This window comes from Streptomyces sp. NPDC127197, from assembly GCF_042672405.1.
Taxonomy (GTDB): Bacteria; Actinomycetota; Actinomycetes; order Streptomycetales; family Streptomycetaceae; genus Streptomyces; species Streptomyces flavusporus.
In genome coordinates this window covers 42691-69205 of sequence record NZ_JBHXVG010000016.1, presented here as the reverse complement: position 1 = coordinate 69205, position 26515 = coordinate 42691, and the positions used below count along the sequence as shown (strand labels likewise).

General features: G+C 73.1%; 20 protein-coding genes and 2 pseudogenes. 6 read left to right on the top strand and 16 right to left on the bottom strand.

All coding sequences use genetic code 11. The features are described 5' to 3' along the window. Positions 1 to 34 precede the first annotated feature (34 nt). Positions 35 to 712, top strand: a complete 678-nt coding sequence (locus ACFVJQ_RS24445; RefSeq protein ID WP_385786821.1) for a hypothetical protein — start codon at positions 35 to 37, stop codon at positions 710 to 712. A gap of 23 nt (positions 713 to 735) precedes the next feature. On the opposite strand, the gene ACFVJQ_RS24440 is transcribed toward ACFVJQ_RS24445, so the two are convergent. Beyond that, positions 736 to 2346, bottom strand: coding sequence for an AMP-binding protein (locus tag ACFVJQ_RS24440; protein WP_385786818.1), 1611 nt, complete (start codon positions 2344 to 2346; stop codon positions 736 to 738). After that, positions 2343 to 4013, bottom strand: a complete 1671-nt coding sequence (locus tag ACFVJQ_RS24435) for an AMP-binding protein (protein WP_385786815.1) — start codon at positions 4011 to 4013, stop codon at positions 2343 to 2345. Before ACFVJQ_RS24435 ends, ACFVJQ_RS24440 begins: the two co-directional genes overlap by 4 nt. 111 nt (positions 4014 to 4124) lie before the next feature. Between ACFVJQ_RS24435 and ACFVJQ_RS24430 the strand changes: the two genes are divergently transcribed. The 3 genes from ACFVJQ_RS24430 (at position 4125) to ACFVJQ_RS24420 (ending at position 9002) form a co-directional block, all read left to right on the top strand. Then, positions 4125 to 4934, top strand: coding sequence for a response regulator transcription factor (locus ACFVJQ_RS24430; RefSeq protein ID WP_385515183.1), 810 nt, complete (start codon positions 4125 to 4127; stop codon positions 4932 to 4934). Positions 4935 to 5136: 202 nt separating this feature from the next. Then, positions 5137 to 7956, top strand: a complete 2820-nt coding sequence (locus tag ACFVJQ_RS24425) for an AAA family ATPase (RefSeq protein WP_385786812.1) — start codon at positions 5137 to 5139, stop codon at positions 7954 to 7956. Positions 7957 to 8210: 254 nt separating this feature from the next. Beyond that, on the top strand, positions 8211 to 9002 hold the full coding sequence (locus ACFVJQ_RS24420; RefSeq protein WP_385515185.1) for a S1 family peptidase: 792 nt from the start codon (positions 8211 to 8213) through the stop codon (positions 9000 to 9002). A gap of 121 nt (positions 9003 to 9123) precedes the next feature. On the opposite strand, the gene ACFVJQ_RS24415 is transcribed toward ACFVJQ_RS24420, so the two are convergent. After that, entirely contained in the window at positions 9124 to 10233 is a 1110-nt protein-coding gene (locus ACFVJQ_RS24415) for a winged helix DNA-binding domain-containing protein (RefSeq protein WP_385786809.1), read from the bottom strand. A 145-nt stretch (positions 10234 to 10378) separates the two neighbouring features. Between ACFVJQ_RS24415 and ACFVJQ_RS24410 the strand changes: the two genes are divergently transcribed. Continuing rightward, entirely contained in the window at positions 10379 to 11533 is a 1155-nt protein-coding gene (locus tag ACFVJQ_RS24410; RefSeq protein ID WP_385786806.1) for a magnesium and cobalt transport protein CorA, read from the top strand. On the opposite strand, the gene ACFVJQ_RS24405 is transcribed toward ACFVJQ_RS24410, so the two are convergent. The 11 genes from ACFVJQ_RS24405 to ACFVJQ_RS24355 all read right to left on the bottom strand — a co-directional run bounded on the left by ACFVJQ_RS24405 (position 11511) and on the right by ACFVJQ_RS24355 (position 24185). Beyond that, complete coding sequence (locus tag ACFVJQ_RS24405) at positions 11511 to 13274, bottom strand: ABC transporter ATP-binding protein (RefSeq protein ID WP_385515839.1); 1764 nt, start codon at positions 13272 to 13274, stop codon at positions 11511 to 11513. The two genes, ACFVJQ_RS24410 and ACFVJQ_RS24405, sit on opposite strands and share 23 nt — an antisense overlap. Beyond that, entirely contained in the window at positions 13271 to 15010 is a 1740-nt protein-coding gene (locus tag ACFVJQ_RS24400) for an ABC transporter ATP-binding protein/permease (RefSeq protein ID WP_385786803.1), read from the bottom strand. Before ACFVJQ_RS24400 ends, ACFVJQ_RS24405 begins: the two co-directional genes overlap by 4 nt. Then, positions 15007 to 16140, bottom strand: coding sequence for a SagB/ThcOx family dehydrogenase (locus ACFVJQ_RS24395; protein ID WP_385786800.1), 1134 nt, complete (start codon positions 16138 to 16140; stop codon positions 15007 to 15009). Before ACFVJQ_RS24395 ends, ACFVJQ_RS24400 begins: the two co-directional genes overlap by 4 nt. An 11-nt stretch (positions 16141 to 16151) precedes the next feature. After that, on the bottom strand, positions 16152 to 17531 hold the full coding sequence (locus ACFVJQ_RS24390; RefSeq protein ID WP_385515836.1) for a YcaO-like family protein: 1380 nt from the start codon (positions 17529 to 17531) through the stop codon (positions 16152 to 16154). Further along, positions 17528 to 19009, bottom strand: coding sequence for a CocE/NonD family hydrolase (locus tag ACFVJQ_RS24385; protein ID WP_385786797.1), 1482 nt, complete (start codon positions 19007 to 19009; stop codon positions 17528 to 17530). Before ACFVJQ_RS24385 ends, ACFVJQ_RS24390 begins: the two co-directional genes overlap by 4 nt. Further along, positions 19006 to 19848, bottom strand: a complete 843-nt coding sequence (locus tag ACFVJQ_RS24380; RefSeq protein WP_385786794.1) for a hypothetical protein — start codon at positions 19846 to 19848, stop codon at positions 19006 to 19008. Before ACFVJQ_RS24380 ends, ACFVJQ_RS24385 begins: the two co-directional genes overlap by 4 nt. A 93-nt stretch (positions 19849 to 19941) precedes the next feature. After that, positions 19942 to 20055: a streptamidine family RiPP gene (amiA, locus tag ACFVJQ_RS24375; protein WP_385515833.1), complete on the bottom strand. Its 114-nt coding sequence runs from the start codon at positions 20053 to 20055 to the stop codon at positions 19942 to 19944. Positions 20056 to 20114: 59 nt separating this feature from the next. Next, positions 20115 to 20936: an ABC transporter ATP-binding protein gene (locus ACFVJQ_RS24370; protein WP_385515832.1), complete on the bottom strand. Its 822-nt coding sequence runs from the start codon at positions 20934 to 20936 to the stop codon at positions 20115 to 20117. A 20-nt stretch (positions 20937 to 20956) separates the two neighbouring features. Further along, complete coding sequence (locus ACFVJQ_RS24365; RefSeq protein WP_385515831.1) at positions 20957 to 21964, bottom strand: FecCD family ABC transporter permease; 1008 nt, start codon at positions 21962 to 21964, stop codon at positions 20957 to 20959. After that, entirely contained in the window at positions 21961 to 23103 is a 1143-nt protein-coding gene (locus ACFVJQ_RS24360) for a FecCD family ABC transporter permease (RefSeq protein WP_385515843.1), read from the bottom strand. The genes ACFVJQ_RS24365 and ACFVJQ_RS24360 overlap by 4 nt, the downstream gene beginning before the upstream one ends. Positions 23104 to 23207: 104 nt before the next feature. Continuing rightward, positions 23208 to 24185 carry an ABC transporter substrate-binding protein gene (locus tag ACFVJQ_RS24355; RefSeq protein WP_385786789.1) on the bottom strand — a complete coding sequence of 326 codons (978 nt, stop codon included), beginning with the start codon at positions 24183 to 24185 and terminating at the stop codon, positions 23208 to 23210. 90 nt (positions 24186 to 24275) lie between these two features. Between ACFVJQ_RS24355 and ACFVJQ_RS24350 the strand changes: the two genes are divergently transcribed. Beyond that, on the top strand, positions 24276 to 25475 hold the full coding sequence (locus ACFVJQ_RS24350) for a hypothetical protein (RefSeq protein ID WP_385787016.1): 1200 nt from the start codon (positions 24276 to 24278) through the stop codon (positions 25473 to 25475). 34 nt (positions 25476 to 25509) lie between these two features. Here ACFVJQ_RS24350 and ACFVJQ_RS24345 read toward each other — a convergent pair. Together ACFVJQ_RS24345 and ACFVJQ_RS24340 are read right to left on the bottom strand one after the other, a co-directional pair. Continuing rightward, positions 25510 to 25677: pseudogene (locus tag ACFVJQ_RS24345) on the bottom strand (DNA-binding response regulator); the annotation flags it as partial. Between the two features lie 98 nt (positions 25678 to 25775). Beyond that, a pseudogene (locus ACFVJQ_RS24340) lies at positions 25776 to 26411 on the bottom strand (ABC transporter ATP-binding protein); the annotation flags it as partial. Positions 26412 to 26515 lie beyond the last annotated feature (104 nt).

Here is a 26515-nt window from a genome sequence, read left to right as displayed (position 1 = left end):
AAGAGACGGACAGACGGGGTCCGACAGGAGCACGATGGGACAGCTGCCCTGCTACGACGCCTTGGAGTGGGCCATGCCCGAGAGCGTGCCGGTGCGCTGCCCGGCCTGTCGGCGTGAGCACGTCTACGCCGCGCCGTCCTACCCCTGCGCCTGTGGCGCTCCCGTCAGCCCCGCGCTGGACCGGCTCACGGCACCGGCGGTGGTCACACACCGCGTCTGGGACGAGGAATGGGTCGCCGTGCGCTGCCCGGCATGCGGCCGCGGCAACCAGTGGCCCCGTCCGGAACTGGGCTGCCCCTGCGGGACCGTGCTGCGGATCCCGGTGGTACCCGGCGCGGACCACCGCCCCGTCGCTCCGCGCACCGCTCTCGACGTCGTCACGGCCGCCGCCCTCCACCTCCACCGGCTCGGCCACCGGGACATCCGCCGCGCCGACCAGCGGCCCCCGTCCGGCGTAGGGCTCGCCGCCCGCGGCCTGCTCGCCCAGGTCGACCCGTCGGTGCGCCCGGCCACCCTCCGGGACGTGGAGTGCCTGTGGCTGACGGCCATGACGGAATCCGCGGAGTGCGTGTACTTCTCGCTCGCCGGCTACACCGAGGACGCCCGCACCCGCGCCGACACCCTCGGCATACCGCTGTTCGTACTCGGCCCGACGGGCCCGCCGCAACCGGCCAACGGGCCCGCCGACGAACTGCACGCCACGGGGGCCTGAGGTAACCGTCTGCGGACGACTGCTCAGTCCGCCGCGTACGTCTCCCGCAGCTCGACCTTGCGCACCTTCCCCGAGACGGTCATCGGGAAGGAGTCGAGGATCCGCAGCCTGCTGGGGATCTTGTAGTGCGCCAACTGCCCCTCGCAGAACGCCCGCAGCTCCTCCAGTGTCAGCGGGTCGGCCGGGTCGCGGGGGATCACACAGGCGAGCACCTCCTCGCCGTACCGCTCGTGCGGCACACCCACGACCTGGATGTCGGCGATCTTCGGGTGGGCGTACAGGAACTCCTCGATCTCGCGCGGGTAGATGTTCTCCCCGCCCCGGATGATCATGTCCTTGATGCGGCCGACGATCTCGACGTACCCGTCCTCGCGCATCACCGCCAGGTCCCCGGTGTGCATCCAGCGGCCGGGGTCGATGGCCTCGGCGGTCTTCTCGGGCTCGTTCCAGTAGCCGAGCATCACGCTGTAGCCGCGGGTGCACAACTCACCGGCGGTGCCGCGCGGTTGGGTCACGCCGGTCGCCGGGTCGACGATCTTCACCTCGATGTGCGGGAGGACGCGGCCGACGGTGGTGGTGCGGTGCTCCAGGTCGTCGTCCCTGCGGGTCTGCGTGGAGACCGGGGACGTCTCGGTCATGCCGTAGCAGATGGAGACCTCCTCCATGTGCATCTCGGCGACCACCCTCTTCATCACCTCCACCGGGCAGGGCGAGCCCGCCATGATGCCGGTGCGCAGCGACGACAGGTCGTACCCCGCGAAGTCGGGGTGGTTCAGCTCCGCGATGAACATGGTCGGGACGCCGTACAGGGACGTGCAGCGCTCCTGCTGGACGGCCTCCAGGGTGGCCTTCGGGTCGAAGGAGGGCGCCGGGATGACGATGCAGGCTCCGTGGGAGGTGGCGGCCAGGTTGCCCATCACCATGCCGAAGCAGTGGTAGAAGGGCACGGGCAGGCAGACCCGGTCCTGCTCCGTGTAGCCGATCGTGCGGCCCACCCAGTAACCGTTGTTGAGGATGTTGTGGTGGGAGAGCGTGGCGCCCTTCGGGAAACCGGTCGTGCCCGAGGTGTACTGGATGTTGACCGGGTCGTCACAGCTCAACTCGGCTCCGACGCTGGTGAGCTGTTCGTACGGCACCTGCGCCGCGGCCGCCGTCAGCGCCTCCCAGGACGGGTCGCCGATGAAGACGGTCTCCCTCAACTGCGGGCACTTGCCGCGCACTTGCTCCACGAGCGCCCGGTAGTCGCTGCTCTTGTGGGCGAGCGAGGAAATCAGCACCGAGATGCCGGCCTGCTTCAGCACGTACTCCAACTCGTGTGCGCGGTAAGCCGGGTTGATGTTCACCATGATCGCGCCGATGCGGGCGGTGGCGTACTGGACGAGGACCCACTCGGGGCAGTTGATCGCCCAGATGCCGACCCGGTCGCCCTTTGCCACGCCCTTGGCGAGCAGTCCGCGCGCCACCTCGTCGACCGCCGCCCCGAACTCGGCGTAGGTCCAGCGCCGCCCCGAGGGAACGTCCACGAGTGCCTCGCGGTCGGGATACGCGGCGATGGCGCGGTCCAGGTTGGCGCCGATGGTGCCCCCGAGGAGCGGGACCTCGCTCGTCCCGTGCGTGTACGACAGTTCGGTCACCGGAAGTCCTCCTCGCGGTACTCGCCCGCCGAGCCCGCGGCCGTGGCCTCGCGCAGCTCGACACGGCGGATCTTGCCGGAGACGGTCTTGGGCAGGTCACCGAACTCCAGGCGGCGGATGCGCTTGTAGGGGGCGAGCACCTCGCGGGAGTGCTCGAACAGGACCTTGGCGGTGTCGGGGCCGGGCTCCCAGCCGTCCGCCAGCACGACGTACGCCTTCGGCACGGCGAGGCGTACCTCGTCCGGGGCGGGCACGACGGCGGCCTCGGCGACCGCCTCGTGCTCCAGCAGGGCGCTCTCCAGCTCGAAGGGGGAGATCTTGTAGTCGGAGGCCTTGAACACGTCGTCGGCGCGTCCGACGTAGGTGATGTATCCGTCGGCGTCCCGCGCGCCGATGTCCCCGGTGCGGTAGTAGCCGTCCGCCATCGCCTCCGCCGTGCGGTCCGGGTCGCCGTGGTAGCCGGTCATCAGGCCGACGGGTTCCGCCGACAGGTCGAGGGCGATCTCGCCCTCGTCGGCACCGGGTGCGCCGGTGACCGGGTCGAGGAGTTCGACGCGGTAACCGGGGCTGGGGCGGCCCATGGAGCCGGTCTTCAGGGGCTGTCCCGGAGTGTTGGCGACCTGGACGGCGGTCTCGGTCTGTCCGAAGCCGTCCCTGATGGTCACGCCCCAGGCGCGGCGGACCTGTTCGATCACCTCGGGATTCAGCGGCTCACCGGCGGCGACGGCCTCCCGGGGCGGGGTGCGCAGCTGGGTCAGGTCGGCCTGGATGAGCATCCGCCACACCGTCGGCGGGGCGCAGAAGGTGGTGACGCCCGCACGGTCCATCTCGGACATCAGCCGGGCCGCGTCGAAACGCGTGTAGTTGTGCAGGAAGACGGTCGCCTCCGCGTTCCAGGGGGCGAACAGGTTCGACCAGGCGTGCTTGGCCCAGCCCGGCGAGGAGATGTTCAGGTGCACGTCGCCGGGTCGGAGGCCGATCCAGTACATGGTGGCCAGATGCCCGACCGGGTACGAGGTGTGGGTGTGCTCGACCAGTTTGGGGCGGGCCGTCGTCCCCGAGGTGAAGTACAGCATCAGCGGGTCGTCGGCCAGGGTCGGGCCGTCCGGGGTGAAGGCGTCGGAGGCGCCGTACGCGTCCTCGTACGGCTGCCAGCCCGCGCCCGCGCCGCCGACCGCGATACGCGTGTAGGTGCCGGGCACCTCGTCGAACTTGCCAGTGTCCGCGGCGCGCACGATCACGTGTCGCACCCGGCCCCGGTCGACACGGTCGCGCAGGTCGGCGGGGCCGAGCAGCGGGGTGGCCGGGATGACGACGGCACGCAGCTTCATCGCCGCGAGGGCCGTCTCCCACAGCTCGGCCTGGTTGCCGAGCATGACCAGGACCCGGTCCTCGGCGCCGACGCCCCGCGCGCGCAGCCAGTTCGCGACCCGGTCGGAGCGGGCCGACATCTCGGCGAAGGACAGGCGGACTTCGGAGCCGTCCTCCTCGACGATGTGGAGCGCGGTCCGGAGGTTTCCGTCCGCGATGACGTCGAACCAGTCCAGCGCCCAGTTGAACCGCTCGAGACGGGGCCAGGCGAAGCCCTCGTATGCGGTGGCGTAGTCCTCGCGGTGCTGCAGCAGGAAGTCCCGCGCCCTGCGGAAGGGTTCCGTCGCCGTTGTCATCCATCCTCCTCGGTACCGGACCATTGCCGGGCGGCTCTTCGCCATCGTCTAATCCGTGATGCAGGTCTCACTACCCCCGAACGGGGGTGTGCGGCAGGAAAGGGCGAGCACGTGGGAGCAGACACGGCGGAGTCGGTGGAGATACGGAACGCGCTGGTGCGGCTGCGGCGCACCACCAGACTCCCGGTCGCCTTCGGCGGGCTGATGGAGGCCGGGCGTCAACAGATGCGTATCAGCGAACTCAGCGGCACCGCGACCTCCGCGCTGCGCGCGGTCTCGGTGACCTCCGGCAACGGCCTGGGCGGCAAGGCGGTGGTGCTCGCCCGGCCGTGCGCGGTGACGGACTACTCGTCGTCGCGGCAGATCAGCCACGAATACGACGCCCCCGTCGTCGCCGAGGGGCTGCGGTCGGTGGTGGCGGTGCCCGTCGTCGTACGGCACCGGGTGCGGGGTGTCCTGTACGGCGCCCTGCGTACGGCCCACCCGCTGGGCGACCGGACGCTGAGCGTGGCGGTCGAGGCGGCGCGGGACGTGGAGCGGGCCCTGGTCGTGCGGGAGGAGGCACGGACGCTGGCCTCCGAGGTCGCGTCCGGCGCGAGATGGGAGCAGGTGCGGGAGGCGCATGCGGCGTTGCGGGCGCTGGCGCCTCGGATCGCGGACCCTTCGTTGCGGGCTGAGCTTCTCGACGCCTGCGAGCTGCTGACTGTCGATGTGTCGTCGGTGGGGGTTCGTCCGACGCCCCGGGAGGTGGATGTGCTGGCGTGCGTCGCCGCGGGGGCCACGAACGCCGGTGCCGCCGAGCGGTTGGGCGTGACCGCCGAGACAGTCAAAGGGTATCTGCGGTCCGCCATGCGGAAGCTCGGGGCCCGGACCCGTGGAGAGGCCGTGGTCGCCGCGCGTCGGGCAGGGTGGTTGCCGTAGGTTTGTGGCGTTTTCCGACCCACCCGCCCGTGCGGTGTCCGAAAGGCTCGAGCCGGGCGCGTCCCTTGCGCTGCTATTCAGTCGAGCGCGCGGTGAAATTCCCCGTGCCACCCCGCTGTTATTTCCCTCACCACGGCGGCACTCCGAATTTCAATGACTTGTTGCCTAGAATTTGGCCAGGACACGACACGCGGAGGGAGCGGTGACCATGCGACGGGACTTCTCGGAGCCTGGCAGATGCCGCTCCGACCTGGTCATCGGCCGGGAGGAGCCGTTCACGGCGGCGTGTGAGCAGCTCGGCCGTGGCGGCAGCGTGCTGCTCCACGGGCCCGCCGGAATAGGAAAGTCGACGGTGCTGCGTGCGCTGGCCGCGGAATACGGCGGGGCGGCACGGACCGTGTTGCGCTGCTCGGCGACGGAGTCCGAATCCCATCTGCCGTTCCTGGCCCTGGCGGACCTGTTCGGACTCGTCCTCGACGAGGTCTCGGGCAAGCTGCCCGCCGCCCAGCGCACCGCCCTGGAGTCGGCGCTCACCGGCCGCGGCGAGTCCACCCTCCAGCGGGACGGTCTCGCGCTGCGTCTGGCGGTGCTGTCCGCGCTGCGCGCGCTCGCCACCGACGGTCCGGTCCTGATCGTCGCCGACGACGTGCAGTGGCTGGATCCAGCCAGTGCCGAACTCCTCGGCTTCGCCGCCCGCCGGCTCGGCGACACGCCCGTCCGGATGCTGTGCGCGGTACGGACCGAGGGCCAGGAGTACGACCGCCATCTACGCGCGTCCCCGCCGGACACCCTCGCCGTCCGCCTCGGTCCGCTCTCCCGCACCCAGGTCTCCGCGCTGCTCGACCACCGCGGTTACACCGGCCTGCCACGGTCCACCGTTCGCGAGATCCACCGCACCAGCGGCGGCAACCCGCTGTTCGCGCTGGAACTGGGCCGCGCCCTCGCCGAGAATCCCACCCCGCCACGCCCGGGCGAGCCGCTGCCCGTGCCGACCTCGCTGCGGGCGCTCGTCCTCAGCCGGCTGGAGATGCTCTCCGACGAGGCACGGCACACCCTCCTCGTGGCCAGCGCGGGCGCCCGCCCCACGACGGCCCTGCTGCTCGCGGCCGGCCGGGAGAACGCCGAGGCCGACACCGCCCGGGCCGCCGAACTCGGGCTGCTGGCCACGGAACCGGAGGGCCCCACCGTACGGTTCGCGCATCCGCTGATCTCGGCCGCGCTGTACGCGGAGGCGCCCGCGCACCAGCGGCGGGCCGCTCATGCCGCGCTGTCCACGGCGGCCTCCGACCCGATCGAGCGGGCCCGGCATCTCGCCCTGGCGACCATCGGCACCGACCCGGACGTGGCGGCGCGGCTCGCCGGGGCCGCCGCGCTGGCCCGGGACCGCGGTGCGCCCTCGGTCGCCGCCTCCCTCGGACTGCTCGCGGCCCGGCACACCCCGGCCGACAGCGTGCCGGGGCCCGACGAGCGGCGGTTGCTGGCCGCCGAGGACGCGATCACCGCCGGGGAGGTGGACCTCGCCCGGGACATCGCCCGCGAGGTGCTGACCGTGGCCACGGTGCCCGCGGACCGGGTGCGGGCCTGGATGGTGGTGATCGAGGCGGCCGGCCAGGCCCTCGGGGACGTCGACGCCGTCTTCCCGCAGGCGCTGGCCGACGCGGGCGACGACCCGGGGCTGCTCGCCCTGGTGCACTACCAGCTGGCCTGGCGGGTCCTCGTCGTCGAGGGCGACTTCGCCGAGGGCCGCGTGGAGGCCGCCCACGCGGCCGACCTGGCCGCCCGGGCCGGCGACCGGCGCACCGAGCTCCTCGCGCTCGCCTTCCAGGCGCAGGCCGAGACCCTGATGGGCCACCCGGACGCTCCCGCCACCATCAAGCGGGCGCTGAAGGAGCCGCAGGACCCGCAGGTGGCGTGCCATCACAACGGCGCGGGCTCGACGCGCTTCCGCTGGCTGCTGATGAGCGACGAGCTGCCGGAGGCCCGCCGGACCGTCACCTCGCTGCTGCGCGAGGTGCGGCGGCGCGGCATGGTCGAGAGCGAAGTGCACTTCCTGCGGCTGCTCGCCGAGACCGAACTGCGGTCGGGGCACTGCGGGCGGGCCCTGGATCTGGCCCGCGAGAGCCTGCGGCTGGCCCGGGACTCCGGGATCGGCGAGGTGGCCGCCGCCATGCTCACCTCGCTCGCGGAGGCCTCGGGCGGCAGTGTGGACCAGGCACTGGCGCTGGCCCGGGAGGCGGTGGAGCACGCGGAGGAGGACGGCGACCAGATCTATGTCTCCCGGGCACTGGCCGCCCTCGGCTACGTCCAGTTGGTCGCCGGGGACGCCCAGGGCACGGTCGGATCGCTGCGCCGGGTGCGGGAGCTGGAGCAGGGACTCGGCGTGACGGACCCGGCGCGCGGCCGCTGGCACGGGGACCTCGCGGAGGCGCTGGTGCGCATCGGTGAGCCGGCCGAGGCGCAGGACGTCATCGACGTGACACGAGAGCAGGCGATGCGGCTCGGCCGGGAGAGCGTGCTGGCCGTCCTCGACCGGGCCGAGGCGCTGGTGCGGGCAGCGCGCGGTGAACACGAGGCGGCGCTCGCCCAGTTGACGTCCGTCCAGGACCGGCTGGCTAAGCTGGGCTACGGGCTCGAGGAGGCGCGGGCCGCCTTCGAGTCGGCGCGGCTGCGCGCCGGGCGTCCGGGCCCGGCGTCGTACGACGAGGCGGCGCGGCTGTTCAGGCGGTGCCGGGCGCTGCCCTGGCTGCGTCAGGTGGACGCGGCGGTCGCCGCGGGCCCGTCCGTCCGGCCGGCCGTCCCGGCGGCCGCGCCCGCCGCGCTCGACGCGCTCGAGGGCCTGGCCTCGATGGAGCGTCAGGTCGCCGCGCTCGTGATGGAGGGCGCGACCAACCGGGAGATCGCCGGGCGTCTGTTCATCAGCGTCAAGACGGTCGAGGCCACGCTCACCCGGGTCTACCGCAAGCTGGGGATCCGATCGCGGGTGGACATCGTCAGACTGGCGGCGGGGCGCCACGCCAGGTGAGGGCTGTACGCGAGATCAAGCCGTACGCGAAGTGAAGCCGTACACCAAGTGCGGCCCGCGCAGGGCCTGTTGCGGGGAACCGAGGGATTTCCCTTCCCAACTCCCTTAGGGAGTTCCCTCATTGGGAGGGAAGTGTTCCGGGTTCTAGCGTAAGGGAGTGCCGCTCGCCGGGCACGCGGGGGTCGGTCCCGAGACCCTCGTGCTCCACCCCCACACCCGCGCGACCCCCCACCGGCAACCCCTTGAGGAGACTCATGCTCGGGCTCACCCGTCTCAGAAAGACCGCCGCCGTCCTCACGGCGGCCGCTGCCGCCGCCGCGACCGCGCTGCTGACCGCCCCCGCCGCCGTCGCCGCCCCGCAGCCCATCGTCGGCGGCACGACGACCACCACGACCGCGTACCCGTTCATGATGCAGATCACGGACGCCTCGCAGGACCAGTTCTGCGGCGGCACGCTGGTCTCCCCCACGAAGGTCGTCACCGCCGCGCACTGCATGGTCGGCGAGACCACCAGCAGCGTCCGTGTGGTCGGCGGCCGCACCTACCTGAACGGCACGAACGGCACGGTGAGCCGGGTCAGCAAGATCTGGATCCACCCGAGCTACACGGACGTCACCAACGGCGACGACGTGGCCGTCCTGACGCTGTCGACGTCCATGCCGTACACGACGGCGAAGTACGTCTCCTCCTCGCAGACCTCCGTCTACGCGGCCGGCACCACCGCCCGCATCCTCGGCTGGGGCACCACCTCCTCGGGCGGCAGCTCCTCCAACCAGCTGCGCACCGCGACGGTCCCGACGGTCTCCGACTCCAGCTGCGCCGGCTCGTACGGCTCGGACTTCGTCGCGAGCGACATGGTGTGCGCCGGATACACCTCCGGCGGCGTGGACACCTGCCAGGGCGACAGCGGCGGTCCCCTGCTCATCGGGGGCGTCCTGGCAGGGATCACGTCCTGGGGCGAGGGCTGCGCGGCGGCCGGCTACCCGGGCATCTACACCCGCCTGACCACCTTCTCGAGCCTGGTGACCGCACAGGTCAACTCGTAGCCAGGTCAAGGATTCCTGAGTACCCCTCAGGTAAGTGACCGGGGGGCGTTGCGGGCCTCCACGAGCGGCCCGCAGCGCCCCCTTTCCATGCCGTACAAGTGCCATACAGGTGCCATGCCGTTCAGGGGATGACGGTCCCGAAGCGGATGTCGTACGACGACTCCTTGTGCAGTACCCGGAGCATGCGCGCGCCCTCCTCGGCCACCTCTGCGCGCTGGGCCCTGGTGAGTCTGCCGAAGGGCTCGATGACGAGGGCGTCGCCGAGCAGCCGCCACACACCGGCCAGGAAGCCGTCGACGAGGAGCGGGCAGTAGACCGTGTTCGCCTGCCAGGTGCGACCCCGGTTCGCGGGCGGCACCACCCGGGTGCGGTCGGCGTGGGACAGCAGCAGGTTGTCGAACTCGGGCAGGAAGCGCGGCGGGGCCGGGGTGTCCGGGTCGGGGCGGGGCGCGTCGGGGAGGTCGAAGAGCTCGACGCCGTGCTCGTCGCGGAACGTGACCAGCCGGGGGCGGAGCCGTTCGAAGACGGGGCGCATCCGGGTCAGGCCGCACCAGGTCTGCATGTCCTTCACGGAGGCGGGTCCGAAGGCGGCGAGGTAGCGCAGCACGGCGGTGTCGGGGCCGGCGGCGGGCTCGGCGGGGCGGCCCAGCCAGTGCTCGGCGGTGGTGAGGGCGACCTGCGCACTGCGGCCCCACAGCCCGCGCGGGGTGACCTGGACGAGGGGGAGGGTGCAGCGGGCGGCCACGGCCAGGGCCTGCGGGTCGGCGTCCGGCCACTCGACGAGCAGGGCCTCGCGCAGCTGCCGCATCGTGCGCGGCTCGGCCTCGACCAGCTCGCGGGCGAGCGCGGCGAGCCGGCCCAGGTCGACGCCGACGAGCCCCTTGCGGAAGAGGCTGAGCTCCCGGGTGCGGGCGGGCTGCACCAGCGGCCGCAGGGTGAGGCAGTCGTCGGCGGTGTGCAGGTGGATGGTCGAGCGCAGGGTGACGATACGGACGGCATCGCGGCGGGCCAGCAGCCCCGACAGCTCCTCGGGGGTGAAGCCCTCGAGGCGGGCGGCGAGCGCGTGGTACGGGGGCTTGACCTCCTGGGCCTGAAGGCCGACGAGGTGCTCCACGGCCGCCGCCGCGGACAGCGGTGAGCGGCGCAGCAGCAGCTGCCGGTCGAGGGTCGCGCGGTTCAGGGCGCGGGTGCCGAGCACGGGGGCGGTCACGACGGGCTTCGTCCTGGTCATGCAGCGCACGCTAACGCGACCTGCGGACAGCTTCTGTCCGCAACTCTCACCAAGCCCCCGGCCGACCGGCCCCGCCGATACCGTTTGCCCCGTATATCCTGCTGAACGATCACACAGCCGCAGGCCAGACCCGGGAGGCAGCGCGATGTCCGAGCGACGCGCCCGACCCGCCGCGAAGAACTCCAGAAGGTCCGGCTGGCGCCGCGCCCTTCCCCCGGCCCAGCCGCCGAAGACCCCGGACCCCGCCTCCGGGGCCTCAGAGGCGCTGCCCACGGAGATCCCCAGCGTCGTCCAGGCCGTCGTCTACCAGGACGGCGTCCGCGTCTCCTCCCCCGCCGGTCTCGCCGAGACCTACCGCGAACTGCGCGAGCAGCCGTCGGGCATGGCATGGATCGGCCTGGCCCGCCCCACCGAGGGGGAACTGCTCTCCCTGGCCGAGGAGTTCGACCTGCACCCGCTGGCCGTCGAGGACGCGATGGAGGCCCATCAGCGCCCGAAGCTGGAACGTTACGGAGACACGCTGTTCGTCGTGCTGCGGGCGGCCCGGTATCTCGACGCGCCGGAGGAGGTCGAGTTCGGCGAACTGCACGTCTTCGTGGGCCCCGACTTCGTGATCACCGTCCGCCACGGCGCGGCCCCCGACCTGTCGGCGGTGCGCCACCGCATGGAGGAGACGCCCGAGCTGCTGAAACTGGGCCCGGAGGCGGTGCTGTACGCGATACTGGACGCGGTGGTCGACGGCTACGTGCCGGTCGTCACCGGCGTCCAGAACGACATCGACGAGATCGAGACCGAGGTCTTCGGCGGCGACCCCGCGGTCTCCCGCCGCATCTACGAACTCTCCCGCGAAATGGTCGAGTTCCAGCGCGCCACCCGCCCCCTCGTCGGCATGCTGCACGGCCTGATGGCCGGCTTCGCCAAGTACGGCACGGACGAGGAACTGCAACGGTATCTGCGGGACGTCGCCGACCACGTCACCCACACCAGCGAGCGGGTCGACGGCTTCCGCCAGGCCCTGACGGACATCCTCACGGTGAACGCGACCCTGGTGACCCAGCAACAGAACGCTGAGATGCGGGCGTTGGCGGAGGCGGGGTTCGAGCAGAACGAGGAGATCAAGAAGATCTCGTCGTGGGCGGCGATTCTGTTCGCTCCGACGCTGGTCGGGACGATCTACGGGATGAACTTCGCGCACATGCCGGAGCTGCACTGGGCGTTCGGATATCCCTTCGCGATCGCCCTGATGGGGGTTGTTTGCGTCAGTTTGTACGTGATTTTCAAGCGGCGGGACTGGCTCTGAGGGCGAGGACGCGGCGCAGCGCGCTGTCGGGGCGGGTGGTGAGTTCGTCCCAGGTGCCTTCCTCCGTGATGCGGCCGGCTTCGAGTACGGCGATGCGGTCGGCGCGGCGGATGGTGGCCGGGCGGTGGGCGATGACGATCGTGGTGCGGCCTTCCTTACCGAGTGCGGTGGCGAGTTGGGCGTCACTCGCGTTGTCCAGGTGGGCGGTGGTCTCGTCGAGCACGAGGACTCTCGGCTCCGCCAGCAATGCGCGGGCGAGGGCGATCCGGGCGCGCTGGCCGCCGGAGAGGGTGGAGCCGCGCTCGCCGACGAGGGTGTCCATGGGGGCGATCCGGTCGACGGCGCACAACCGGGCCGTTTCGGCGAGGAGTTCTTCGTCCGCCTCGGGGGCGGCGAGGCGCAGGTTGTCGGCGAGGGTTCCGTGGAAGAGGGAGGTGTCCTGGCCCACCACGGCGACGGCACACCGGAGTTCGGCATCGCTCACGTCTCGCACGTCGACGGGATCGCCGTCGCCGGGTATCAGCTGGACGGTTCCCTCGGACGGGTCCCAGAAGCGGGCCAGCAGGTGGGCGCAGGTCGACTTTCCGGCCCCGGACGCACCGACCAGTGCGAGGGTCTGCCCCGCGGGGACCGTCAGCTCGACTTCGTCCAGCACGGGCCTGTCCCCGTAGTCGAAGCTCACCCTGTGCAGCCGGACACCCAGCGGACCGGAGGGAAGCCGACGGGGTGAGGCGGGCGGCGGGGCGAGCGCAGGCGCCTTCAAGGCCGCGTCGACCCGGGCGGCGGCAGCGCGCAGTCCCACTGCCTGGCTCAGTGCCCTGGCCGACTCGGCGACGGGGCCCAGCACCGACAGGGCCAGCGCCATCGCCGCCGGGGCCCATGCGCCGTGCAGCCGCCCGGAGGTGACGGACTGCGCCGCGGCGGCTACCACGCCGAGGATCGCGAGCACGATGAGGAGGTCGCGGACCGCGGCGGCCATGGCTTCCCAGGTGGCCTCGGCACGTTGGGCCTCGCCCACCCGCCGGCCCTGTTCGGCGAGACGGCCGCGCCGCTCGGCCAGCCGGCCGAAGGCGAGCAGCTCGCGCAGCCCGTCGACGGTCTCCACGGTGTCGGCCGACAGCTTCGCGGCGGCCGCCCGGGTGCGGGCCCCGCGCGCCGCGCGTCCGCGCGCGTCGGCGAAGGGCGCCGCGGCGAGCAGTGCGGCGACCGGCAGGACCGCCGCCAGCAGCCAGGGCTCCACCGTGGCCAGAACGGCGGCGCCGCCGGTGAACACCGCGCCGGATGCGAGGAGTTGGGCGGTGGTGTGGGCGTAGAAGAACTCCAGTGCTTCGACGTCGGCCATGGCGGTGGCGGCGAGGTCCCCGCTGCGCCGGCCGGCGACGCGGGCGGGCGCGCTGCGGGCGAGCCCGTCGAAGACGCGCACGCGCAGTTCGGCCAGTACCCGGTAGGCCAGGTCGTGGCTGAGGTCCATCTCGCGCCAGGTCATCAGGGCACGGACGAGGACGAGGACGATGAGCGCGCCGACCGTACCGGCCGAGGGGGCGTGGTCCTCGATGACGGCGGTTCCGACGGTGTGGGCCGCCAGCGTCAGCAACGTGACGAGCGAGCCCTGCTCGATGAGTGCGGCGGCACAGGTGCGGGCCATCATGATCCGGTGCCCAGCGAGGGCGGGGAGCAGGGCGCGCAGTGAGCCGCGCGCGGGCATGTCGACGGTACCGCGGTCGGTGGTGGTGCTGATCATGCGGCGAGCCCTCCCTGGTGAGCGTGGCCCGCCTTGACGAGCTCGGCGTAGACTCCCCCGGCTTCGACGAGGGTGGTGTGTTCGCCGATGGCGTCCACGCGTCCGCCGTCGAGAACGACGATGCGGTCGGCGTACCGGACGGCGGCGAGCCGGTGGGCGACCACCAGGACGGTTCGGCCGCCTGCGGCGTGGAGCAGTTCACGGACGATGTCCGCCTCGCGGCGTTCGTCGACCGCGCTGGTGGCCTCGTCGAGGACGAGCACCGGAGCGTCGGCCAGCAGGGCGCGCGCGAGGGCGAGCCGCTGCCGCTGGCCGCCGGACAGGGTGGCGCCCCGTTCACCGAGGACGGTGGCGTAGCCGTCGGGGAGGGCGACGATCTCGTCGTGGATGCCGGCGGTGCGTGCCGCGCGCATCAGTTCGTCGTCCGCGGCGTCCGGCCGGGCCAGACGCAGGTTGTCGGCGATGGTGGCGTGGAAGAGGTACGTCTCCTGGGAGACGACGGCGATGCCCTGCCGCAGCGAGTCGAGTGCGTACGCGGTCACGGCGCGGCCGTCGAGAGTGATCCGGCCGCCCTGTGGGTCGTGGTGGCGCAGGAGCAGGGCGAGGAGCGTGGACTTGCCGGCGCCGGACGGGCCGACGATCGCGGTCGTACGTCCCGGCTCGGCGGTGAAGGTGACACCTTGGAGGGCGGGCGTCTCGGCGCCGTCGTAGGTGAACTGGACATCCTTGAAACGCAGTTCGGGCGGGCCCGGCCAGTGCGCCGGTGCCGTTCCGGTGTCGGGGACGGCGGGTTCGGCGGTGCGCAGCGCCGCAAGCCCGTCCGCGGCCGACACTCCCAGGTACCCGGCATGCCACTCGCGGGACAGGTCACGGACCGGCCGGAAGCACTCGGAGGCCAGGAGCAGCACCAGGTAGGTGCCGGTCGCCGTGGTGGATCCGGTGACGGCCGACCAGCAGGCGAGGAGCGCGGCGGCCGCGGTGCCGCCCTGGATGGCCAGGTCGGTGATGCCGGTGTCGACGAGGGACACACGCAGCTTGGCGACGGTGGCCCGGTGCAGCTCCGCCGACCGCTTCTCCAGCCGCTCCCGGGTACACCCGACGGCGCCCGCGGCCCGCAGCGCGGGCATGCCCTGGAGGGCTTCCAGGTAGTCGGCACCCAGTTCCTCGTACGTGTCCCAGTGCTCCTTTCCGCGCTGCGCGAGGAGCCGGTCCCAGGCGCGCGGCCCGACCAGGGCGAGCAGCAGGGCGGGGACGAGGCCGAGGAGGGCGGCCGGTTCGATGACCGCCAAGGCCGCGAGCAGCAGGGGCGGCACGGTGAGGGTGATCAGGAGCTGGGACAGATAGCGGGAGACGTAGGCGTCGACGCCCTCCACTCCGTCGACAAGGGTGGTACGGACGGCCCCGGCACGCGCGGTGGTCAGGTGCGCAGGGCCAAGCCGTCCGAGGTGGGCGAGGAGTTCGTCCCGCAGAGCCACCCTGACCCCGACCCCGGCACGGGTCGCGGTGCGCCGCTGCCAGTTGTCCAGCCCGGCGCGCGCGGCGACGACGCCGAGCACCGCGCCGAGGAGCAGCGGGAGCCGGTCCGTGTCCCCGCGGGCCAGGCCGGCGAGGGCGACGGCCAGCAGTACGGCCTGCGCGAGGTGGGTAAGGGTGACGGCCGCCTGCAGGAGGGTGGCCGTGAGCAGGGGGCGCCGTGCGTGCCGTGCGGCGCGGCGCAGCTCGGGGTGGACGATCACGAGGTCTTCTCCTCGTCGGGGTGGGTGGTGCCGAGGGCCAGGCCGTGGACGATCCAGTCCCGGCCCGCTGGGCCGCCGAGTGCGGCGCCCAGGTCCGCCTGCTGCCAGGAGCCGACAGGGCGGGCCGCAAGCCCATGTCGTATGGCGGCCATTTGGGCCAGGTGGACGGCGAATCCGGCCCGTAGATACGCTCGGCGGATCAGCGGAGGGCCGGCGTCCGACGGGCAGCCGTACGCGAGCAGTACGGCGCCCGCCTCCGCAAGCCATGCCTGACCCCCGGCCCAGACGGCGAGCGTCGGCCGGGCCTCCCCCGCTGCGAGCCGCCGCAGTGTGCCGTCGGGGGCCGACTCGACCAGCTCGGGCTGCGGTTCGCCGACGGCCGCGCACCAAGCGAGCTCACCGGCACTCGCCTGGACGGCGGTGGCCAGCACCGCACGCAGAACATCCCGGGACGGGGTGCCTGTGAGCGGTGGCGGGGCGCTGCGGCGGCCCAGCAGCTCGCGGGGGGCGGGCACGTCCATGGGCGGGCTCGCCGGCTGAGGCTGAGAAACCCGGCCTCTCTCCTGAGGCAGGGCGAAGTGCAGTGCGGCCAAGGGGTGTTCGGCCCGCCCGTCCAAGCTGGGTACCGGCTCTGCGATGCCCGGCACGCGAGCCGCGAGCCACAGCGCCGCGGTGACGTGTCCGATGTCCAGCAACATCAGCGGCCAGGCGCGGTGGCCGTAGTGGGAGACCGTACGCTGTGGGGTGACGGAGAGTTCGACGGTTGCCCCGGGCTGCGTGCCGTCGGGTTCCCGGCCGAGGCGGTGCACGCGATGGCGCAGCGGATCGTAGCCGTAGCGCCCGGGCGGCAGCGAGCAGCCGGTGCCCACGATGAGTTCGGCGTCCACCGGGTGCCGCGCGCCCGCGGAGGGGGCGGGCCGCAGCCGCCCGGAGCCGTTCGAGGCCGCCAGGGAGAGGCGGAGCAGCCGGTCCAGGTCCAGCTGCCCGGGGCCGGCCTGCGGCAGGGCGCACGGCGGTGCGGGCCAGGCGCGGACGGCGGGCCCGGCGGGCGTGTCCGGGCCGGGCCGCTCGTGCGAACGGGCACGGGCGAGGGCGGTGACGAGGTCCACGGGCTCATAAGTGAGGTCCACTGGGAGATCCCTCACATGTGCGGCGGAGGAGCCAGCGTGAAGTCCTCCGGCGCGCCCGGCGCGGTCGTCCGCCAGCCGCGGTCGACGGCGGCGTCGGCGAGGCGCGGGCAGCCGAAGTAGCCGAAGGCGGCCGGGGCGTTGGGGAGGAGCCCGGAGACGAGGACCCGGGCGACGCGCAGGGAGGTCTCGGCCACGTCCTCGGTGGTGAGGTCGAACGTCATGATGCGGTGGCCGCCCTCATGGAGGGCGCGTTCCAGCCGGTCGCGGCTGCCGGGCTCGACCGCGTCGATGGGCACGGTCCCGTGCGCGGGGTCGGTGAACCGCCGGGCCTCGGGCGCCATCCGCTCGTCCAGCCACACCTGGACGTGCGCGCCCAGGTCCCGTACGTGCTCGAACTGTTCGCCGCACACGTCGAGATAGCGGCCGTCGGCACGGTGGTCCAGGTACAGCCCGCGGGCGAGCAGCCCGGCCTCGACAGCCTGGAAGACCCAGCCGTCGGGGTCGGTGAGACCTCGGGTGAAGACCCAGGTGTGGACGGCTTCGAGGACGGCCTTGCGGGCGGCCTCGGCCGGGTCGTACTTGCAGGCGAACCCGGCGGCGTACAGCCCGAGCCGGGGGTCGTGGACGAGCGCGGCCATGCAGGGGGCGAACTCCGAGGGCATCTCGACGAGATGGACGTCGAGCGCGGATCCGGCGAGGTCGTCGGTGAGGCCGGGCACGCTGGCCGGGTCGATGCCCCGGGTCGAGCCGTCGAGGTGCCACCACAGTTCGAGGGCGTCCCGTTCGACGATCTCCAGCAGGCCGCGCTCGGCCGCGTCGTCGAAGCCCTGCCCGGTGGCTATTCCCGCGTAGTTGAGGTGGTGGGTGCGTGGCAGTGAACGAAGGTCGCCCTGGCGCCAGTTGAGGTGGGTGAGTGCGACGGGCGCCCAGACTTCGGCGGTCCGGCCCTCGGGCAGCCTTTCCGTGCCCCGCGTCCACAGGGACGGCGTGTCGTCGGTGAGGGGGCGGTAGGGGAACTTCTCCCGGGCGTACTGCCAGTCGGCGTATGCCGGCAGTTCGCCCGGCCCGTACAGCCGCAGCCCCTTCTCGGCCAGTTCGGCGGCCGTGGCCCGCAGGGGGGCGCCGGGATGGCCGGGCGGCGGCACGCGGTTGCCGCAGTATCTCTCTATTCCCTCGGCTATCGCGGCTGTTCGAGCGCCCTCGGGGTCGCCGAAGGTGGTGCCGAGCGACACCCGGTCCGCGGGCCACAGGCCGAGCCGGCGGGCGTCGGCGATCTCGGCGGTGAGCGCGGTGTAGCGGGGCGGTGCGCCCACGGGGTGCTCGACGGGCTTGACCGTGCGGACGATGCCGCAGACGGGGTCGACGAGAGCTTCCAGCGGCAGCGACGTCATCGCAGGATCTCCTCTGCAGGACCAGTGGGAGTGGGACGGGACGTGAGCACGGGCAGCCGGAGCGCCACGCTCCCGGCGTCGACCTCGCGCCGGGACGTGACCATCCGGGTGGCCGTGACCGGGTCGTCGTCGGTGTGGGGGTTGCGGGCGTGGGCCGGGAAGTGGTGCCCGGCGATCTCCAGGCGGAGCCGGGTACCGGCGGGCAGTCGCCGGGCGAGCCGGCCGAGTCGTACGGTGAACTCGGCTTCCCTTCCCGGTGGTTCCTCGCGTCGGACGACGCCGACGGCGAGCCGCTGAGCCACCCCTTCCGGTGTGAGGGCGACGAGCCGGACGGCCCAGTCGGCGGACGGCGTGTGGGCGGTGGCCCGCAGCCGCACCTCCGCGGGCCCGACCACGTCCAGCGGACGCGGCAGCGGCGGAGTGACCAGCAGACAGCGGTCGGGTGGACCCTCCGTGGGGACGGCCAGGTCCGCGGACGACACGGGGCGTTCGGGATCGGCCGTGAAGGAGGAGCCGTGCAGCAGCCGTATGTCTTGCGTGCGCGGTTCTCCCTCGTTGTCGGCGGGCACCCACAAGGGGCTGCCGCCCAGGCCGACCGCGCCACGGTGCCCGGGGGCGAGGTCCCCGGCGAGGGCGCGGCGGGCCCAGCGCACGTAGAGCTCGCCGAGGCTCACCCGGTGCGCGGGCTCGGCTTCGGGGCCGGGTTCGGCGACGAGGCCGTGCCCCCAGGGGCCCAGCAACAGCCGCGCCGACGGACCGCCCCAGCGTCGCCACAGCGCGACGGTGTCCTCGGTGAAGTGGTCGTGGTGGCCGCCCACCGCGAGCAGGGGCGTCCCGGCGTGCTCCGCCCGCGAGAGGAGCTGTCCGCGTTCGCGGTGCCGCCACAGGCCCGGCCAGGAGGGCAGGCTCCGGCCGAGCCGCTCGGGCAGGCCGGTCAGCGGCAGATGGGTGAGCAGGCCGGGGTCCGCTGCGAGTGCCTTCTCCAGGGCGTTCTCGTCGGAGTCCGGCCGGTCGCCGTGGGCCGCCCACCACCCGGCGCGGGCCAGCAGCCGTTCCACGCCCGAGGGTTCGCGAGCCGTCTCGGCGGGGCCCAGCGCGGGCACGACGGCGATGACGGCGTCGGGCCGGGCCTCCGTGGGCGCGTCGAGCGCGAGGACGAGGGAGCAGTGAGCGGCGTAGGAGGCCCCGGTGGCCACCAACCGCCCGTCGCTCCAGGGCTGTCGGCGGATCCAGCGGGCGGTCGCCGCTCCGTCGGCGGCCTCGTTCTCGTACGGGTGCCACTCCCCCGGCGACGCGTGCCGGCCCCGTACGTCCTGGACCAGTGCGGCGAATCCGCGGCGGGCCCAGCCGCGCAGCTCGGCGCGGTGCCGTCTGCGGTCGTAGGGGGTGCGGATGAGGACGGCCGGGAAGGGGCCGGCGCCGTCCGGGAGGCGGATGTCGGTGGCGAGCCCTTCGACGGGCACGGTGAACGGCGTCATCCGGCCTTCTCGGGCATCGGGGCGACGTCGGGCACGGGCAGCACGGGGTGCTCGGTGACGGTCAGCGTGCGCAGGTCGACGCGCCGGAGCCGGCGCCGGGCAGGCAGGGTGCCCGTGTCGGGCGCGCCGGTGATCCACCGGCTGAGGTCGTCGGCGAGCAGGGCGGCCAGCAGCCCTGCAGCGGGGGCGGTGAGGTGAACGGGCGCGCCGGACGTACGAGGCCCGCTCCAGTAGGCGGCCAGCTCGCGGTGCGCGGGTGTGGCGGCGAGCCGACGGGCCCGGACGTGTGCCGAGGTGACGTCACCTGGGGTCACGGCGAGGGGCTCGACGTACGCCTGCCAGCCCTCGCGGTGGCAGCGGAGCCAGGCGATGCCGCGCTCGGGCAGCCGGTCGGCAGCGTCCCACAGTCCTTCGGGCACGGGCCCGTCGAGGCACCACACGACGGCGGCGGGATCTCCGGCAGACAGGTCGTCAGGTGACGGTGACGTGCTGCTGTGCACGGCCGTTCGCGGCTCGGCGCCCAGGGCGCGCAGGAGTGCCTCCAGTGGTTCGGTCAGTACCGCGTCACCCAGCAGCCGGATGTCCCGGCGATCTGAGGGCCATGCGGGGCGCTGCGGTCCGTCCGCCAGGTACCCGGCGTCCTCGAAGGCCCGGACGATGCGGTCGAGTTCGCCGTCCGGCTCGTCTGCGGCCGTACCGGAGAGGCGGGACAGCAGGGAGTCCCGATCCACGTCGCCCGTCCTGACGCCGAGGAACTCCCCCCCGGCCGTACGGACGGCGAGGCCCCGCCCAGGCACGGCGACAACCTCGACACCGGATGCGAGCCGACTGCGGGACACGTCAGTCCTCCTATGGGGAAGTGGCCTTGGAAGGGCGTGGGCCCGCCCGCGAGATGACGGGCGGGCCCACGGTCGAGGGTGCTGGACCCTCGCTTACTCCTCGGTGTCGTCGAAGGGGTTCTCGACGAGCGCGTTGGAGTGCGTGGCCGAGGCGTGAGCCAGCTGACCGGGGTCGGCGATCGGTGCGAAGACCTTCTCGTTGTCCATGAACTCTCCTTCTGCATCAGGGAGATGCGGCGTTCTGGGTGAGCGCCACACAGGGAACACTAATGAATATGATTTTCATATTCTAGTGCTGGGAGGGGGTGATCTGGGTAACACACGGGCCAGCCGCCCTCGGGGTCCCGGCCGACCCGGCCGGCCACCCGGAGAACGTCCGCGAGCAGCCCGGGCGTGACGACCTCCTTCGGCGTGCCGTCGGCCATCACACGGCCGTCGCGCAGGGCGACGATCCGCTCGGCGAACCGGGCGGCGTGGGCCAGGTCGTGCAGCACCATCACGACGGTGAGGCCGCGTTCCTCGCGCAGGCGGACCACGGTCTGCAGCACGTCGAGCTGGTGGTGCAGGTCCAGGTAGGTGGTCGGCTCGTCCAGCAGCAGGACGCGGGTGTCCTGGGCGAGTGCCATCGCGAGCCGCACCCGCTGCCGCTCACCCCCGGACAGCGCGTCGACATCACGCTCGGCCCACTGCTCCACGCCGACGTCGCGCAGCGCGCGGCGTACGACGGGGTCGTCGCCCTCGCGCAGCATGCCCAGCGGACCGCGCGCCGCGTACCGCCCCTGCCGGACGAGATGCCGCACCGTCATACCGGGCACAGCCGGGGCCGACTGGTGCAGCAGCGCGACCCGTCGGGCCGTGGCGCGCCGGGACAGCCGGGCGAGGTCGTCCCCGCCGAGCAGCACCCGCCCGTCGTCGGGGCTCAGCAGCCCGGCGGCCAGCCGCAACAGGGTCGATTTCCCACAGCCGTTGAGGCCGATGAGGGCGGTCAGTTCACCCGGCTCGACGGTCATGTCGACGCCCCGCAACACGGGTTGTCCGGGGTAGCCGAAGTGGACCCCCTCGACGCGGATCCCCACGGACTCGGTCATGCTCTGTCCTTAAGTCGACATCAGAACGTACGGCTCGGCGCGCGGCGCACGACGACCAGCAGCAGCGCGGCCCCGAGACAGGCGGTGAGGGCCCCGACCGGCAGCGTGAGCCGCCCGGAGTCCAACGCGTCCGCCAGCAGGCGCGACGACAGCTGCGCCGCCGCGTCCGCCCCGCACACCACGGCCGCGCCCACCAGGGCGGCGCCGGGCAGGGTCACCCGCAGGTCGGCGCTGAAGACGGCCAGGGCTACGTGCGGTACGAGCAGCCCGACGAACCCCAGCGCCCCCACGGCGGCCACGGCACCGGCCGTCAGCGCCACCGCGCACAGCAGGGCGAGGGTCCGGGCCCGCCTGGCGGACAGCCCGGCGGCGAGGGCGATGTCGTCCCCGCAGCGCAACAGGATCAGCGGCCCGGCCAGCAGCCACGCCATCACACCCCAGGCCAGCGCCCACGGCCAGAGCAGGTGCCAGTGCTGCCACACCCGGCCCTCCGTGGTGCCGACGAGCCACTGCACGACGCTGCCGAGCTCACCCGGATCCACGAGCAGCACCATGGCGGTGAGCCCGCCGAGCACCGCCGACACCAGCACCCCGTGCACGGCGGTCTGCGCAGGGTCGCTCCGGCCGCGCCCGGCGAGCAGCCACAGCAGAGCGGCCCCGGCGCAACCGCCCACGCACGCTGCGACTACTACGGCGAGGGGTGAATCCCACCCCGCGAGTCCGAGACTGGTCGCGACGACGGCCCCAAGCACCGCCCCCGGCGTCACACCCGTCACCTCGGGCCCGGCCAGCGGGTTGCGCAGCGCCGACTGCAGCACCAGGCCCGCGACGCCGAGGCACGCACCCGCACCCAGGGCCACCAGGAGTCTGGGCAGCCGGAGCTGGAGCAGGATGTGCCGTTCCGTCGTATCGCCGCCCCCGCCGAGGACGTCCCAGACCACGGCCGGGGACATGCCCCGCCCGGCCACCAGTTCGACACCGGCGCATACGACGATGAGCGCGGTGAGCACCGCGAAACGTCGGCTCACCGGCCCTCCTCCGCTCCGGTCGCCTCACCGCGCGAGGCGGAAACACCGGAAGATCCGTCGCTCCCGGGATCCCCGCGACAGACACGCTCTCGGGTCCCCGTGGCAGGCTCCTTCTCCGAAGGGCTGGAGGGCACGGCTTGGACACCCTGCGGCGCCGAGCCCGCGGCAGCGGTGCCCGCCGCTCGGCGCCGGGCCGCCGGCCCGCGGTTGCCCGACCGGAGCAGGGCGACCCCGGCGGGCACACCGACCAGGGCCGTCCAAGCGCCGACCGGCGTCTCCACGGGCGCCAGCGCGAGGCGGGCCGGGACGTCGGCGACGGCCACGACGACGGCGCCCCAGGCCGCCGACCAGGGCAGCCAGCGCACCGCGTCCGCCGCGGGGTTGAACCACCGCGCCAGGTGCGGAGCGAGGAACCCCACCCACGCCACCGGCCCGCACACGGCCGTCACGGGAGCGATCAGCACGACGGCGATGGCCAGCGCGGCCAGCCGTGCCCGCTGGGCGCGCACACCGAGCGCCTCGGCATCTTCGTCCCCCAGCCGCAGCACCGAGAGCACCGGCGCGCACAGCACGAGCGCGGGGACCGCGACAAGCAGCCAGGGCCACAGCCCGGTGACGTCGTCCCAGGTACGGGCGGAGAGCGAGCCGAGCAGGTAGCGGTAGATCAGCTGGAGGTCGAGTTGGTCGGCCATCACCATCAGCACGAGCAGCGCGGCCTGCAACGCAGCGGCGACCGCGGCACCGGTCAGCAGTACGGCCGACGGGCTGCGCCCCAACCCGGCGGCGAGCAGCGTGAGTCCGCCGCCGAGCGCGGCCCCGCCGATGGCCAGAAGGGGCTGGACGGCGGCGGGCAGGGACACCGCCAGCACCAGCGGCGCGGCCACCCCGAGTGCGGCCCCGGAGGACACGCCCAGCATCTCGGGAACGGCCAGGGGGTTGCGCAGCGCCTCCTGGAGCACGAGCCCCGCCGCGCCCAGACAGGCGCCGGCGACAAGCGCCAGCACCAACCGGGGCACGCGGAGTTCGGTGACGACGATCCCGGCGAGCGTGCTGTCCGCCTCCAGCAGCGCACCGGGCAGCCGGTACAGCGGTATGTAGGGCGTGCCCAGGCTCAGCGCGCAGACCGAAGCCGCGACCAACAGGACGACCACGACGGGCAGTTGCCACGCTCCCGAGAGGCGCACGGACCGCCGTGCGCCGGATGCCGGGTCACCTGCCGCGGTGTGCGTCGCGGAGGGCGTGCTCACCGCAGCGCGGCCGTGGCCTCATCGAGGATGAGGCCCAGCGAACGGGTACCGCGCCCCTTGGCCCACACCTCGGAGTTCACCTCGTGGACGTCCCCGTTCTTCACCGCCGGGATCTTGCCCCACAGGGGGTTCTTCGCCAGCTTCTCCGACAGCTTGCCGTCCGCCTCGCCGAAGCTCATCGTCTCGACGAACAGCACGTCGACGTCACGGGCGAGGATCTCTTCAAGGCTGTAACTCCCCTCCACACCACGGGACTTCCAGGGGTAGTCGGCGAGCTTCGGGAACAGGCTGGCGCCCACGTCCGTCTCCGGGGTCGCGACGCCGAAGTTCTCGTCACTGCCGTAGATGATGAGCGCGGTCTTGTCGCTCCTGGTCTTCTCGGCCTCGGCGAGCTTGGCGCGGAAGGTCTTCTCGGCCTTCTCGCCCTCGGCCGTACGGCCGGTCAGCGCGGCGACATCACGCAGGTAGCCCACGCTGTCCTCCCACGTCTCGGGCTGCATGGGCCAGAAGGTGGTGGCGTCCTTCAGCGCCGGGGCGAGCTTGCCGTGGGTGTCTTCCAGGCCGATCACAAGGTCGGGCTTGTGGGAGAGGATCGCCTCCACTTCGGGCGCGATGAACCCGCCGGGGATGACGTCGACGTCCTTCGCCTTCTCCTCCCCCAGGAAGTCGGGGTGGGCGAGGAGCGCGCCGTTGGTGGCCGTGGGGACGATGCCCAGCTCAGTCAGGATGTCGTCGCAGAGCGCGAACAGGCAGACGATACGCTCGGGTTCCTTGTCGAGGGATACCTTGACCCCGTTCGTGTCGGTCAACTCCCGTGTCGCCTTGATGGGTTCGACGGTGACGTCGGTCTTCTGGCCGGCCGCAGCGGCCTTCTCGCTCGCCGGTTCGGTGGACGAGCCGCACCCGACCAGCACCGAGGCCACCAGCGCTGCGGTGATCCAGCTTCGGACGAATCTCGACGGTGAGCGCAGCATCGATGCCCTCGCTTCTTCTCAGGAACCCGGAACGCCCCGAAGATACATGATAATCGTTTTCAATATGACCCTGTTTTCATGGAGGCATCGATGACCGCCGCCCTCGCTTTGCTGCTCGTCTCCGACCATGTGGAGGGATCCGTCCACGTACTGACCGTGCCGGACGGCACCGAGGCCGGCCGCCTCACCGGCCGTCATCTCTCCGAACATGCCGGGTTCCTGGCGTTGCCGGGCGGACGAGTGGCCTGCGTCGACGACCGCAGGGGCGAGCTGCTGGTGCTCGACCCCTTCGGCAATGAGCTGGTGGAGACCGCGATCCCGGTCGCCGTGCCGGCCGAGCACCTGGCCTGCGACCCGTCCGGCCGGTGGGTGGCCGTCACGACGGGCCTGGGCGACAACGGCGAGCCGTGGTCGGACCTGCTGACGGTTGCCGACCTCACCACGGGAGACGCTGCCCGGGTACGCACGCGCGTCGGCGAACCGGGTGTGACGGTTCTGGGCAGCAGCGATCCGCTGGTCGTCCTACGGCACCGGGAGCCCGGCGCGCTGGCCGTCCACCGGTTCGCCGACCTGCTCGGGGCTCCGCCCGGCTGCCCTCCGGTCACGCCTCACGGCCACCTTCCGCTGCCGGACGACGGACACGGGGACGCCCAAGATCCGTACTCCGGCCACGTGTTCGCGGCCACGGGCCACGGCGTATACCGGGCCCGCCCCGAGGGAGACGCACTCGTCCCGGAGCAGACGATCCCCTGGGATTCGCCCGCCCGGGGCTGGTACCTCCGGCTCGACCCTCGGCGACGGGCGCTGTGGTCGACACTGCGGGGCGGCCCCGCGGACCCGCTGCGGTGGCCGGAATGGACCAACCAGGCGTGGCGCCACGACCTGAAGACGAACCGCACGACCCTGACAGAGCTCGGCCCCGGCCTGGTCTTCCGGCTGGCCCTCGCCCGACACCACACCGCGTTCACCCGCATCCACCCGGACGGCGACGAACTGATCCTCCTGGACGCCGACGACACCACCCGCCGCGTCCCTCTCCCCGCCATGGACGGCGCGCCCCGCCGCGGCGGCACCCCCTGGGAGGGCGTCCAACGCCGTGCTGTGGCCGCCTCACCGGGCGCGGACTGGATAGCCGTCACCCGCGGCGGCCACGGCGAAGTCCACGTCGTCGACGCCCGAACAGGCAGCGAAGCAGCCCGATTGAAGCTGGACACACCCTTGAACCACGGCGGCCACGCGATGCTGCGCACACAGACCGACTGCGCCGAAGGCGATCCCGCGGGCCGGTGACGGCCGGGCCACGCCTGGCGGCCGGTGCGGAGCAGGCGAAGAGCAGCACCCCCAGCTGCGGACAGCGCTCCCGCAGGGTCAGCGCCGCCCGCAGCCCCTCGTCACGGTGGGTGGGCGGCATCCGGATGTCGGCGACGACGACGTCGGGGCGGTGCTCCGCCACGGCGGTGAGCAGCGCCCGGGCGTCACCGACGGCGGCGGCGAACGCGCCGGCGAACGCCGAGGGGCGGGCCCGGACGGAAGCGGTGGCGAGGCCGGTGGTGGCGAACAGGCTCATGCGAGCACCCCCGCCGTGTCCTGGGCGAGCCGGCCGTCCGCCAGCCGCAGCACCCGATCCGCCCGGGCGACGACCGCCGGGTCGTGGGTCACGACGACGACCGTGGCCCCGTGCTCGCCGACCGCCTCCCGCAGCAGCCCCAGCACGCCCGCCGCCGTGTCCTGGTCGAGCGAACCCGTGGGCTCGTCCGCGAACACGACGTCGGGCTCGGTGATGAGCGCGCGGGCGATCGCCACACTCCCCCAGTGCCTGAAGGGCCTGGGGGGACCCCCAGCTGCTGGCCGCCGGACAGCTCCCCCGGCCGGGCGTCCGCGCGCCCGTCCAGGCCGACGCGGGCCGGCATCCGGCGGGCCCGCCCGGGGTCGCGGCGCCGGCCGGCCAGGCGCAGGGGGAGCAGGACGTTCTCCTGGGCGGTGAGGGTGGGCAGTTGGAAGAAGGACTGGAAGACGAAGCCGATGCGCGCGCCGCAGCCGGGTGAGCTCGCGCTCGCTCATCGCGCTGATCTCCTGGCCGGCCAGCCGCACCGTGCCGGAGGTGGGTTTGTCGAGTCCGGCCGCGCACTGCAGGAAGGTCGACTTCCCGGAGCCGGAGGGGCCCGTCACGGCGGTGAGGGAGTGCGCGTACACCCGGGCGTCGAGGTCGCGCAGCGCGTGCACGGCGTGAACCCGAAGACTGACGCAGGGTCGCGTAAATTAGGTTAGGCTAAGCTAAGCTTGGCAGTTCGGATCCGGCGGTGCGCGCGTCGTCAGGGGAGGGAAACCAC

Bases quoted from the DNA above. Each gene is read 5' to 3' on its own strand.
- ACFVJQ_RS24350 (WP_385787016.1), top strand. From the start codon at position 24,276: ATGACCGCCGCCCTCGCTTTGCTGCTCGTCTCCGACCATGTGGAGGGA.
- ACFVJQ_RS24415 (WP_385786809.1), bottom strand. From the start codon at position 10,233: ATGACCAGGACGAAGCCCGTCGTGACCGCCCCCGTGCTCGGCACCCGC.
- ACFVJQ_RS24435 (WP_385786815.1), bottom strand. From the start codon at position 4,013: ATGACAACGGCGACGGAACCCTTCCGCAGGGCGCGGGACTTCCTGCTG.
- ACFVJQ_RS24405 (WP_385515839.1), bottom strand. From the start codon at position 13,274: ATGATCAGCACCACCACCGACCGCGGTACCGTCGACATGCCCGCGCGC.
- ACFVJQ_RS24410 (WP_385786806.1), top strand. From the start codon at position 10,379: ATGTCCGAGCGACGCGCCCGACCCGCCGCGAAGAACTCCAGAAGGTCC.
- ACFVJQ_RS24385 (WP_385786797.1), bottom strand. From the start codon at position 19,009: ATGACGCCGTTCACCGTGCCCGTCGAAGGGCTCGCCACCGACATCCGC.
- ACFVJQ_RS24445 (WP_385786821.1), top strand. From the start codon at position 35: ATGGGACAGCTGCCCTGCTACGACGCCTTGGAGTGGGCCATGCCCGAG.
- amiA (WP_385515833.1), bottom strand. From the start codon at position 20,055: ATGGACAACGAGAAGGTCTTCGCACCGATCGCCGACCCCGGTCAGCTG.
- ACFVJQ_RS24390 (WP_385515836.1), bottom strand. From the start codon at position 17,531: ATGACGTCGCTGCCGCTGGAAGCTCTCGTCGACCCCGTCTGCGGCATC.
- ACFVJQ_RS24420 (WP_385515185.1), top strand. From the start codon at position 8,211: ATGCTCGGGCTCACCCGTCTCAGAAAGACCGCCGCCGTCCTCACGGCG.
- ACFVJQ_RS24355 (WP_385786789.1), bottom strand. From the start codon at position 24,185: ATGCTGCGCTCACCGTCGAGATTCGTCCGAAGCTGGATCACCGCAGCG.
- ACFVJQ_RS24370 (WP_385515832.1), bottom strand. From the start codon at position 20,936: ATGACCGAGTCCGTGGGGATCCGCGTCGAGGGGGTCCACTTCGGCTAC.